Here is a 12,433-nt window from a genome sequence, read left to right as displayed (position 1 = left end):
TCAAAATACCCGTTATGAGGTCATCGGCAGCTGATGGAGATTCTTAGCCTTTTGGCGAAGATCTCCTGAATAGATCAGCTCCAAGCTCTCACAATTCTGCAGATCTTCCGGTGTAATCTGAGCGATTGATTTATTCACGATGGGAACCCCATGCTTTTGCAGCATATAGGCAACGAATTGCGAGCAGAAGAACGCGTTTTTCCGCTCAATGGATATATTAAAGACCACACCGAAGAGGCCCAGGAAATTATATTTATACTTGTGCTGATGATACTCCATATGACGAATTTGCAAACGCATGCGCTCGTAAGTCTCTTCACTAACCGTACAGCAGTAAAGTTCGCATTCGGTTCTGCGCGTTACGGCTCGAACGAGATTTCCGAATACCTCTTCTTTCACGAAACCGCTGCTGAGGGGGTTTAATGAATTTTTACGACCAAAACTATAGACTTCTTTCATTTCCTCATCGAGCACGATCGAAGCATGATTAAGCTTTGCTCTCGTATACAACCCGATTAATTTGGAGAACCACGTTCCCGTATCTGTTAGAAGAATATAGACTTTCCTACTCAAATCAGTTCACCAACCTGTTTAATAATACCTTTATTGTAGGTCAGGAAAGATTTTGTGAAAACATGCGGACGTCGGGATTCCTCCTAGACTCGAGACGGGGAATGTGGGAAATTATACCAAAAAGCTGCTCAATCGTCAGGTGTTTTGATTGACGTTAGAGCAGCCTTCTTCAGTTTATGCTTACCACAATAGAGATAACATCTATACTTGGTCGCTCATCTTCGTATGTAATCCGATTGAAGATTTTATCAATGCTGTTGTATCTTGCGAAGTACGATCATTTCGACGCGGCGATTTTTCTGACGGTTACTGGCTGAGTTGTTGGGTGCGACAGGGCGGGTGTCCCCATATCCGGCAATCTGGAATTTCGCTGCATCCATCTGCTCTTGATCCATGAAATAACGAAGGACAGACAACGCGCGTCCGGCGGATAGCTCCCAATTGTCCTTGAATACCCCACCGGGTTGAATACGTAGATCATCCGTATGTCCTTCAATGCTTATGGAGGTATCGAGCTGATTGAATAGACTGGCGAGCTTGTGCAGCATCGGTATAGATACTTCCTTAATATCGGCTTTGCCGAGATCGAACAAGAACTGATCGTTTAATCGAATGGAGATCCCTTGTTCTGTATCGGAGATCGAGATTTGATCACCTAATTGATTGTCTTGCACGTAAGATGTGATGACGGATTTGAACGTCTGCAGCTCTTGTTCCTGCTTGCGGAATTGCAGTTCTCTCTCGGTCATCGGTGCCGCAGTTGGTTCTGCGGTAACGGCTTTGGATGCGGGCTGCTGTATCGTATTGTTCGTGTCTGGCTGCTGCATGACTCCTTTGCCCTGTTCGAGAACTCCATTGGGATCGTGAAAAGTCGCATGCAGATCCTTGGAGAGGGAGTTGTACTTATCAGGGTCAATCTGGCTGACCGAGAACATGATGACGAAGAAAATCATGAGCAGCGTAATTAAATCCGCATAGGTAATGAGCCACCGTTCATGTCCTTTGGGTGCGGCGGATTTTCGGCGTCTACTCCTGTATCTCATGTTCGACCGCCTTCTTCTTCAGCTGCATGAGTGTCACGGACGGATCGTCGGTCAGGAGGAGTGCGTCCAGCTTTTTACGGATAACATGCGGTGGTTCCCCAGCTTGAATCGCTAGAATCCCATGCATCATAAACTCCATATGTTGGATCTCATCCATGCTGCGCGTATTAATCTTGCTGGCAATGGGCAAATAGATGAGATTCGCACTAACCACCCCATAGAGGGTTGCGGTAAAGGCGATTGCGATCGACGGTCCGAGCGTACCTGGATCCGTTAAGTTGCCCAAGACGTGAATCATCCCCATGACTGTTCCGATAATACCCATGGTGGGCGCATAGCCGCCAGCGGCTTCGAAAATTTTGGCGTACCCTTCATGCCGCTGTTCAGCGACATCCATCTGGAGCTCCAAGATTTGTCGAATCAAAGCGGGGTCTGTCCCATCCATCACCATCATTAATCCTTCGCGCATAAAATCGTCCGGATGGGCAGAGACGCGCTTCTCAATCGCGAGCATCCCGTGACGTCTTGTGATCGACGCATATTCCGTGAACTCGTCCATCTTTTCGTAAGGATCATGCTGCGGCTTCGTGAAGGCGAATTGGAGCGCCTTCGGAATCATACGCAAACGAGACATCGGGAAGCTGACAGCAACAGCAGCGAAGGTGCCGCCAAATACGATAAGCGCAGCTGTTGCCTTGAACAGACCGTTTAGTTGACCGCCTTCCAAGAGAAATCCGCTAATCAGAGCGGCTAGGCCGGCTAGTAAGCCGAAGATTGTGGTCATATCCATGAAACATTACACTCCCGAATTGGATTTAGAATTTGCAACAACTAACAGAAAAAGGTATAATGAACGGGAACAAATATTCCTATCTGTCCAAAATGGAGCAACATCTTCCTGATGTTTTTATCGGGAAGTTCGAATATATAGTTTAGCACCTGCTGCGTTAGGCGTGCAGGTAAATATTTTACATGTGTGGGTGATGAGAGTCCAATGAGTGATATTGTCGTAAGTTCTAGTAAGTTCCAGCTTGAATCTGAATTTTCGCCGCAAGGGGATCAACCGCATGCGATAGCGGAATTAGTGGAAGGGATTCATAACGGGAAGAAATATCAGACACTACTCGGTGCGACGGGCACGGGGAAGACATTTACGATTGCACAGACGATTGCTCAAGTGAACCGGCCAACCCTAGTCATTGCACACAACAAGACGCTGGCTGCACAGCTGTGCAGTGAGTTCAAGGAATTCTTTCCGAATAATGCGGTATCCTATTTCGTCAGTTATTACGATTACTTCCAACCGGAGGCATACATTCCGTCCACGGATACGTACATCGAGAAGGATTCCAGCATCAATGAAGAGATTGATAAGCTGCGTCACTCTGCGACGTCCTCCTTGTTCGAGCGTCGAGATGTCATTATTATCGCGAGTGTGTCGTGTATCTATGGTTTAGGATCGCCGATGGAATATAAGAGCATGGTATTGTCGCTTCGAACCGGTATGGAGAAGCCGCGAAATCAGATCCTATCGAAGCTCGTAGAAATTCAGTATCAGCGCAATGATATGAATTTCGTGCGGGGGACATTCCGGGTTCGGGGCGATGTCGTAGAGATTTTCCCCGCATCGAAGGGTGAACACGCCGTACGTATTGAGTTGTTCGGCGATGAGATTGAACGTATTACAGAGATTGATGTACTGACCGGTGAATTGATCGGTGAACGTGAACATGTGTCGATCTTCCCGGCATCTCACTTCGTAACCCAAGAAGAGACGATGAAGCGCGCGCTTGTGGATATTGAACGTGAACTGGAAGAACGGTTAGAAGTATTGCGTTCCAATGGTAAGCTGCTTGAAGCACAGCGGCTTGAGCAGCGTACGCGATACGACATTGAGATGATGCAAGAAGTCGGGTTCTGTTCGGGGATCGAGAACTACTCGGGTCCCCTTACGTTCCGAGAGCCTGGGGCAACGCCTTATACGCTGATGGATTATTTCCCTGATGATTTCCTGATTGTCATTGATGAGTCCCACGTGACATTGCCGCAGATACGTGCCATGTACAATGGTGACCGTGCGCGGAAGACGGTGTTAGTTGAGCATGGTTTCCGGCTGCCGTCCGCACTGGATAATCGGCCGTTGCAGTTCGAGGAATTCGAACAGAAGGTAGGGCAATGCGTCTATGTATCTGCCACACCAGGCCCATATGAACTGGAGCTTTGTCCGGAGATGGTCCAGCAGATCATTCGACCGACGGGACTCTTGGATCCTATCATTGAGGTTCGACCAACCAAAGGGCAGATTGATGATCTGATTGGGGAGATCCGTGATCGGATCGCGAAGGATGAGCGTGTACTCGTGACGACACTTACGAAGAAGATGTCGGAGGATCTGACGGATTACTTCAAGGAAATCGGCATTAAAGTGCGATATCTTCATTCGGATATTAAGACCTTAGAGCGGATGTCGATTCTTCGGGATCTGCGCCTCGGTACCTTTCATGTCTTGATCGGGATTAACTTGCTGCGGGAAGGTCTCGACTTGCCGGAAGTATCGCTTGTCGCGATTCTTGATGCGGATAAGGAAGGCTTCTTACGCTCGGAGCGTTCCTTGATCCAGACGATTGGCCGTGCCGCACGGAACTCGGAAGGCCGGGTACTGATGTATGCCGACAAAATGACGGATTCAATGAACAAGGCGATCTCGGAGACCGAACGCCGTCGAACGATTCAGATTGCATACAACGAGAAGCACGGCATTACGCCGCAGACGATCCAGAAGAAAGTACGTGAAGTGATCGAGGCGACAAAGGTTGCGGAGCAAAAGGCAGATTATCTGACAGGTGCTGGCGCGAAGATGTCGAAGAAAGACCGCGGATCGATGATCGAACGTCTCGAGGCCGAGATGAAAGAAGCTGCGAAGAACTTGCAGTTCGAGCGTGCAGCAGAGCTGCGTGACGCGTTGATGGAATTGAAGTCGCAGGATTAAGATCCAGCGGAATCGATTGAATCTATAAGTCTATGAGCATGCCTAGGTGGGCATGCTGGAGATAGATGGGTTGAATGTGATTGAGTCGTGATTATGGTGGTTGATTCACAAAATTTATCGTAGAAATATGTGCGTGGTTTGTTATCGTAACTAAGTAACGAATAACATAAAGCGTGTCCAAGGTTAAGGATTAGCGAGGGCTAAGCCTTAACCTTGGACGAAAGCGCTCCTCCCTTGTTGAACCAAGATAACGCCTCGACAACTCGATAGACAAACTTTCGGGTGTCCAGAGGGCAAGCCCTCTGGGGTCCCCCTGAAAGCTTTCCGTAGGAAAGCTCGCATCGTAAGCATAAGCTCAAAGGGGGATTTAGGGGGATGAACAAGGTAGTGGGATGAACGAAGTAGTGAAGAAAGTAGTGTTGTAAGTCCCCACAGGGGATTCAGGGGGAAAATTCCCTTAGAGATTAAGGGGCCAGGGGGTTGTGAAGTTGGCTAGTGATAACATAGTAATCAAAGGCGCACGCGCGCATAATTTGAAAAATATTGATGTGACCATTCCGCGCGACCGCTTCGTTGTATTAACAGGCCTGAGTGGGTCTGGGAAATCGTCGCTCGCATTCGATACGATTTATGCGGAAGGACAACGTCGCTATGTCGAGTCATTGTCTGCATATGCACGACAATTCCTAGGTCAGATGGAGAAGCCAGATGTCGATTCGATTGACGGATTGTCTCCTGCGATCTCGATTGACCAGAAGACGACAAGCCGAAACCCGCGTTCAACGGTCGGTACCGTTACCGAAATTTACGATTACTTGCGTCTATTGTTCGCGAGAATCGGACGACCGCATTGTCCGGAGCATGGTATAGAGATTACCTCGCAGACGGTCGAGCAAATGGTGGACCGGATCATGCAATATCCGGAACGGACGAAGCTGCAGATTCTGGCGCCAATTGTATCAGGACGTAAAGGTGAGCATACAAAGCTGTTAGCCGATGTACAGAAGCAAGGCTTCGTACGGGTTCGTGTCAATGGCGAAATTCGTGATTTGAGTGAGACCATTGAACTGGAGAAGAATAAGAAGCACAATATCGAAGTCGTCGTCGACCGGATTGTGATTAAAGAAGATATTCAGACACGCTTGGCGGATTCGATTGAGACGGCATTGAAGTTATCGAACGGGCAGCTGCTTGTCGATATCATCGATCAAGAAGAACTGATGTTCAGCTCGAATCTTGCTTGTCCTGTCTGTGGATTCAGTATGGATGAGCTTGCACCACGGATGTTCTCTTTCAACAGCCCGTTCGGAGCTTGTCCGGATTGTGATGGACTCGGTCTTAAGATGATCGTAGACCCTGACTTGCTCGTGACGAATCTCGAAGCGACGATTGAAGATGGTGCCTTCGAGGCATGGGCAGGCAGTACATCGAACTATTATCCGCAATTCTTGAAATCGGTCTGCGAACACTATGGTATTCAGACGGATGTTCCGGTATCAACACTTGAGAAGGAACAGATTGCGAAGCTGTTGTACGGCACCGGCAAAGAGAAGGTTCGCTTCAAATATGAGAATGATTTCGGGCATAAGAAGGAAGCTTTCGTACCGTTCGAAGGGATTGTCCACAATCTAGAGCGCCGCTACCGTGACACAGGATCCGAAGGGATTCGTGAATATATCGAAGCGTATATGAGCGCGAAGCCTTGTGGTACGTGTAAAGGGGATCGCTTGAAGAAAGAGAGTCTTGCGGTCACGATCAATGACAAGAACATGGCGTATGTTACGGCATTATCGATTGGTGATGCGGAACAATTCTTCAACGGACTTGTCTTGACGGAGAAGGAAAAGAAGATTGCGCAGTTGATCTTGAAAGAGATTAATGCAAGGCTCGGCTTCTTGGTCAATGTGGGGCTCCAATATCTGACGATGAGTCGTGCAGCGGGAACGTTGTCCGGTGGTGAGGCGCAGCGGATTCGACTTGCGACACAAATCGGTTCGAGTCTGATGGGCGTTCTCTATATTCTGGACGAGCCAAGTATCGGCTTGCATCAACGGGATAATGATCGTTTGATTAAAGCGCTCGAACATATGCGAGATCTGGGGAACACGCTTATCGTCGTTGAACATGACGAGGATACGATGCTGGCTGCAGACTATATTATCGATATGGGACCAGGGGCTGGGATTCATGGGGGTGCCGTGGTGTCCGAAGGAACACCGGCACAGATCATGGCGGATGAGAACTCGCTAACGGGTCAATATTTAAGTGGTCGTAAGTTCATTCCGGTGCCGCTTGAACGTCGTAAGAACGATGGCCGTTGGCTTGAGATCAAAGGAGCGAAGGAGAACAACTTGCGCAACGTTAATGTGAAAATACCTCTTGGTGTATTCACAGCGGTGACGGGGGTATCCGGCTCAGGGAAATCGACGCTCGTTAATGAAATTCTGTATAAAACCTTGGCGCGTGATCTGAACCGCGCGAAAGTACGTCCTGGTCAGTATAAAGAGATGAAAGGTATCGAGCAGATCGAACGTGTTATCGATATTGACCAATCGCCAATCGGACGGACGCCGCGTTCCAACCCAGCGACCTATACTGGCGTGTTCGACGATATCCGTGATGTGTTCGCTTCGACGAACGAAGCGAAGATTCGCGGCTACAAAAAAGGCCGCTTCAGCTTCAACGTCAAGGGCGGCCGCTGCGAGGCTTGCCGTGGCGACGGTATCATTAAGATTGAGATGCACTTCTTGCCGGATGTCTACGTGCCATGCGAAGTCTGCAAAGGTAAACGTTACAACCGTGAGACGTTAGAAGTGAAATATAAAGGCAGCAGCATTGCGGATGTCTTGCAAATGACGGTGGAAGATTCGGTGGAGTTCTTCAAGAACATTCCGAAGATTCATCGCAAGCTGCAGACTTTGCTGGATGTCGGTCTGGGTTATGTCAATCTAGGCCAACCTGCAACGACATTGTCCGGCGGGGAAGCACAGCGTGTGAAGCTGGCAGCAGAGCTCTATCGCCGCAGCACAGGTAAGATGATGTATATTCTGGATGAGCCGACGACAGGTCTGCATGTCCATGATATCGACCGCCTGCTCAAGGTCCTTCATCGTCTGGTTGATTCCGGAGAGACGGTTCTTGTGATTGAACACAATCTGGATGTGATTAAGACAGCGGATTACTTGATCGACCTCGGACCAGAGGGCGGAAGTGGCGGTGGAACGATCATCGCAACAGGCACGCCTGAGCAAGTGGTTCAGACGGAGATCTCATACACCGGGAAATACCTGAAGCCAATTCTGGAACGCGACCGTGTTCGTACAGAGGAGCAGCTGGAGACAGCATCGGTGTAACATCATTCATCCTATCTATATAGCAATAGCCGTGTCCTCGATAGGACACGGCTATTTTTTGGTGTGAACGATGGAATGTAGCGTTTGAGCAAAAAAAAAATGGACCTCACCCAATGCTGGACGAGATCCACGTTTTCTATGATTAAGACGCTAAAATTTCAGTAAGCTTCTCTTGGAACGCAGGAATCCCAACACGGTTCACATATTGATGGAAGGTCTCCTCAGACTCACGGTTTTCCTTGTAGAACAAGATGAGCTGCGATAAGACAGCACCGACATCATCCCCTTTAACGCGGCCCTTCAGCACTTGGTTGAACTTTGGTGCATGCGGGTCAAGCGTACCGCCAACTGCAATATCAAAGGCATCGATCATACCATCCGGTGTCTTTACAAGAGCACCTTGGAGGCCGATATCCGCGATATGCTTCTGACCGCAAGCATTCGGGCATCCGATGAAGTGGATGCGAATTTTCTCATCAAGTTCGACATTCTCATCCAAATACTGCGCTACTGTACGTGCACGTTCCTTCGTCTCGACGACAGCAAGGTTGCAGAATTCGTTGCCTGTACAGGAAACCGTACGGCTCATGAAGTGTTCAGGGAATGGCGTCAAGCGCTGCAACACTTGCGCTTTAAGTGCTTCCTCGACTTTGTCGTCCGGCACACCGCTAATGAGGATGTTCTGCGACATCGTCGTGCGCAGCTTGCCTTCACCGAATTGATCTGCCACGTCTGCGAGCTGAATCAATTCATTGGAGTTCAAGCGCCCGACAGGAACGTTCAGACCAATGTAGTTCAAGCCTGATTGCTTCTGCGGGTGAACACCGTCGTAGTACGCGGCTTGCCAGCCAACAAGTTTATCTTCGCCGCGGGAAGGTAATTCACCGACAAGCTCGATGAGCTTCTCCTTGAACTTCTCAGGGCCCCAGTCGGCGACAAGGAATTTAAGACGTGCATGGTGGCGCTTCTCGCGATATCCGTAATCCCGGAAGATCGTCGTGACGCCAATCGCTACGTTCAAAGCTTCCTCCGGGCGGACGAAGATATCTAACTTTTGCGCCAAATGAGGCTTCGCAGATAATCCACCGCCGACCAAGACGTGGAATCCGATGACTTCATCGCCGTCAATGACTTTCGTAGCCGGCACATAAGCCAAATCATTGATTTCCCCGTGTGCATTATTATAAATATTGCCTGAAATCGACATTTTATATTTACGAGGCAGGTTCGAGAAATCACGGTTCATTAAGAAGTAATCGTTGATCTGTTCGACCAGATCGACCGTATCCATTAATTCGTCACGGTCAATCCCTGCAAGCGGGTTACCCACAATCGTCCGCGGGCAATCGCCACAAGCTTCGTAGGAGTAGAGTCCGACTTCTTCCAGGCGTCTGAAAATATCCGGTAACGACTCAACGGTCAGCCAGTGGTATTGAATCGCTTGACGTGTGGTCACGTCGATCAAGCCGCGTCCGTACAATTGGCCGATCTCGGCAATTGCGCGGGCTTGAGCTGCCGTGAGGATCCCGCCGTTAATCCGAATACGCATCATGAAAAATCCATTTTTCGGTTTCTGTTTGTAGACACCCGCCCATTTGAAGCGGTCCATATCTTCGGGTGTAATGGAATCATAGCCTTCTAACGCGTATTTCTCGATGATCGTACGAATGACATCAAGGCCATCCTTCTCGAGTTTGACAAATTCGAACTTATTTAACTTTGACGGATCCGCCGTCCACAACGGTTCATATGCCATTCTGAAGCCCCCTGAGTTTAATTCCGATTAAAACGGTATGAAATATAGAATTATCGTAACATATTTCCAGTTTGGCGTAAATTCATTATTATCAATTCGATGTATAAGGAATAATTATAAATAGATCGAAAATTTGTTATGATAAATGTGACTAGTTTCATTGCAAAATGGGATATAATAGGTGACAAGTTTGTTAAAGTTCATGTTTTTTGCTTGCATATGTTGGCACTGGGCGCTAACATAGATGAAGATAGGTAAATTGTGAGAATTTTCAAGGGGGTCCCGGCATGTTGTTAGCTGAAGCTGCAGAAGCTGCGAAGAAATTCGAGTGGTTCGATGTCATCATGGTTGTCGCAACGCTTATCCTCGTAGTGGCTCTTGTACGTCTATTGAGCGAACGTGTGAAGAATAAATTTGCTATCGCATTCACGACTGTAAGCCTTATTGTGTTCTTGGTTGCAGACGTTGCGATGGTAAAAACAAGTTGGTTAGCTTAACGTAATCATGAAGGGACCCTCTGACGACTGTCAGAGGGTCTTTTGCTTTCACCATAAGATTTGATTAATCGCGAACCTCGACAATGAGCTCGATCTCCACCGGGGTATGGAATGGCAGATCGCTCGTGCCAATTGCAGAACGCGCATGGCGTCCGCTTTCACCAAACACATCGATAAGCAGGTTCGAAGCGCCATTAATGACATAAGGCTGATCAGCAAAGCCTGGCGCACTGTTGACGAATGCGAGCATTTTGACAACCTTAACAATGCGGTCGAGGTCTCCTAAATGCGCACGAAGGGCAGCAAGGCAGTTAATGATCACTTGACGTGCCGCTTCTTGGCCTTGTTCGATCGTTAGTTCATTGCCCAGCTTACCTTCATACATCAAAACACCGTTAATGCGGCAGTCATGGCCGGACGTATAGACGAGGTTGCCCGTTTGGTTGCAAGGCAGGTAAGCAAATTTCGGTTCGCCGACTTCAGGTAATGTAATGCCGAGTTCTTGCAGACGTTGTTCAATTTTGGACATGATAAGATCCTCCTGAATTTGAAGCCTGATATGGCTTACGTAGATTTGTGGAATGATATAAAAGGGTGTAGCAACGAATCGAATCAATGATTGCAGCAGTGCTGAGCCGGAATAAATGCCCCTTCACGAGCTCTTGTATGACGTCCTTGCGAGAGCGTTGGCTCACCACGTACGATGACCTCCGAGATGCCTGTCGGATACTGCCGCGGATCTTGGTAGGTCGCAGTATCCGTAATGGTCGCCGGATCGAAGACGACGAGGTCTGCGATATACCCTGGTACAATTAAGCCGCGTTTGCCGAGCTTGAAGCGTTGGACCGGGAAGGATGTCATTTTGCGGACAGCCTGCTCCAAGGTTAACGTCTTCTCTTCACGAACATACTTGGCGAAAATGCGTGGGAAGGAGCCATATAGCCTCGGATGCGGCTTGCCTGTCTCGCAGGTCAGGCTGTCGGAAGCGATCAGCGATTTGTCGTAACGAATGACTTCCTTCACGTCGGAATCCGATATATGGAAGTAGACGATCGAGATCTGTCCGCCTTCCTCGAGCAGTAAATCCATCACGCAGTCGACCGGATGCTGCCCGCGAATTTCGCTAATTTCCTCGATATGTTTACCTTCGAGTGGACGATTCGCTTCCGTCTGCACTGCAGAAAGGTAGACACTATGCCAACCTGTCGAATAGACAAGGTTATCCCAATCTTGCTGTTCGCTACCCAATTCTTCGTGAACACGACGTCGGATTGCAGGATCGCGGAACGCTTCGAGCGTTCGTTCAATGCCCCCTTCGAGCACCCAAGGCGGGAGCACCGTCGTTAACATCGTCGATCCTGCGTTATACGGATAGACATCCACGGTGACATCCATGCCACGACCACGTGCAGCTTCAATTAGCTCGAGTGCTTCGAGAATTTTGCCCCAATTGGCCCGGCCTGCCGCTTTCAAATGACTAATATGGAGCGATACGCCCGTCTTCTCCGCAATCCAGATCACTTCTTCAATGGAAGGAAGCAGGTTGTTGCCTTCGCCGCGAATATGGGTGGAGAACAGACCGTTATACTTCGGTAGGACGCTGCATAGCTCGGCGATTTCCTCGCGGGAGGTATAGCTGCCCGGCGCATAGAGCAATCCGATCGAGAAACCGATGGCTCCCGCACGAAGTCCTTCCTCTAATAGCTGCTTCATTCGATCCAGCTCCTCACGCGTTGCTGGACGGTTCGCGAATCCCATGACCGCAATCCGCAGCGCGCCATGCGCCACGTAGGTCGCGACATTCTCCGATGGACTCGACTTCGCAAGGGTCTCCATATATTGTTCGACCGTCTTCCAAGGCCAGTTCCACTTGCTCTTCCCAAGGATTGGTTCGACATAGGTCTGGAGTAGACTTGCTGTCTCAGGGAAGAAAGGTGCCGGCGCCAGCCCGCAATTGCCGACGACTTCGGTCGTTACCCCTTGCTGCAGCTTGATCTCGCTATACGGATGATCAAGGATCATCAGATCAGAATGGCAGTGACCATCAATAAATCCCGGTGCGATGACTTGACCGTGCACATCGATCGTACGGTGTGCTTCCTGCCCAAGCTGCCCCACGTGAACGATCTGTCCTTGCTTAATCCCTACATCTCCAGCGAGCCATGGGTTTCCAGTTCCATCAACAATTTTGCCGTTTTTTAAAATGAGATCGAGCATCGCGC

Annotated in this window: 9 protein-coding genes; 3 read left to right on the top strand and 6 right to left on the bottom strand. The window is 49.1% G+C overall.

Features of this window, described 5'->3' with window-relative positions:
• Nucleotides 1-12 precede the first annotated feature (12 nt).
• The 3 genes from C558_RS0123240 to C558_RS0123230 form a co-directional block, all read right to left on the bottom strand.
• Entirely contained in the window at nt 13-573 is a 561-nt protein-coding gene (locus tag C558_RS0123240; RefSeq protein WP_018758712.1) for a C40 family peptidase, read from the bottom strand.
• Nucleotides 574-821: 248 nt separating this feature from the next.
• Nucleotides 822-1,616 carry an OmpA/MotB family protein gene (locus C558_RS0123235; protein WP_018758711.1) on the bottom strand — a complete coding sequence of 265 codons (795 nt, stop codon included), beginning with the start codon at nt 1,614-1,616 and terminating at the stop codon, nt 822-824.
• Nucleotides 1,600-2,406: a flagellar motor protein gene (locus C558_RS0123230; RefSeq protein ID WP_018758710.1), complete on the bottom strand. Its 807-nt coding sequence runs from the start codon at nt 2,404-2,406 to the stop codon at nt 1,600-1,602. The genes C558_RS0123235 and C558_RS0123230 overlap by 17 nt, the downstream gene beginning before the upstream one ends.
• A gap of 204 nt (nt 2,407-2,610) precedes the next feature.
• On the opposite strand from C558_RS0123230, the gene uvrB reads away from it, so the two are divergent.
• On the top strand, nt 2,611-4,605 hold the full coding sequence (uvrB, locus tag C558_RS0123225) for an excinuclease ABC subunit UvrB (protein WP_018758709.1): 1,995 nt from the start codon (nt 2,611-2,613) through the stop codon (nt 4,603-4,605).
• 488 nt (nt 4,606-5,093) lie between these two features.
• Complete coding sequence (gene uvrA / locus C558_RS0123220; protein ID WP_018758708.1) at nt 5,094-7,958, top strand: excinuclease ABC subunit UvrA; 2,865 nt, start codon at nt 5,094-5,096, stop codon at nt 7,956-7,958.
• A gap of 142 nt (nt 7,959-8,100) precedes the next feature.
• Here uvrA and C558_RS0123215 read toward each other — a convergent pair whose 3' ends face one another.
• The gene (locus C558_RS0123215) at nt 8,101-9,714 is read right to left on the bottom strand and encodes a nitrite/sulfite reductase (RefSeq protein WP_018758707.1); all 1,614 of its coding nucleotides are present in this window, start codon (nt 9,712-9,714) and stop codon (nt 8,101-8,103) included.
• 287 nt (nt 9,715-10,001) lie between these two features.
• Between C558_RS0123215 and C558_RS0123210 the strand changes: the two genes are divergently transcribed.
• Nucleotides 10,002-10,211 (top strand): hypothetical protein, encoded by a 210-nt coding sequence (locus C558_RS0123210; RefSeq protein ID WP_018758706.1) that lies wholly within the window; start codon nt 10,002-10,004, stop codon nt 10,209-10,211.
• 64 nt (nt 10,212-10,275) lie between these two features.
• Here C558_RS0123210 and C558_RS0123205 read toward each other — a convergent pair whose 3' ends face one another.
• Nucleotides 10,276-10,740, bottom strand: coding sequence for a RidA family protein (locus C558_RS0123205; RefSeq protein ID WP_018758705.1), 465 nt, complete (start codon nt 10,738-10,740; stop codon nt 10,276-10,278).
• Nucleotides 10,741-10,823: 83 nt separating this feature from the next.
• The gene (locus tag C558_RS0123200; RefSeq protein ID WP_018758704.1) at nt 10,824-12,428 is read right to left on the bottom strand and encodes an N-acyl-D-amino-acid deacylase family protein; all 1,605 of its coding nucleotides are present in this window, start codon (nt 12,426-12,428) and stop codon (nt 10,824-10,826) included.
• Nucleotides 12,429-12,433 lie beyond the last annotated feature (5 nt).

The organism is Paenibacillus terrigena DSM 21567, assembly GCF_000374845.1.
Classification (GTDB): domain Bacteria; phylum Bacillota; class Bacilli; order Paenibacillales; family Paenibacillaceae; genus Paenibacillus_K; species Paenibacillus_K terrigena.
Note: the sequence above shows the minus strand (reverse complement) of the source record. Positions and strands in the feature narration are given on the sequence as shown.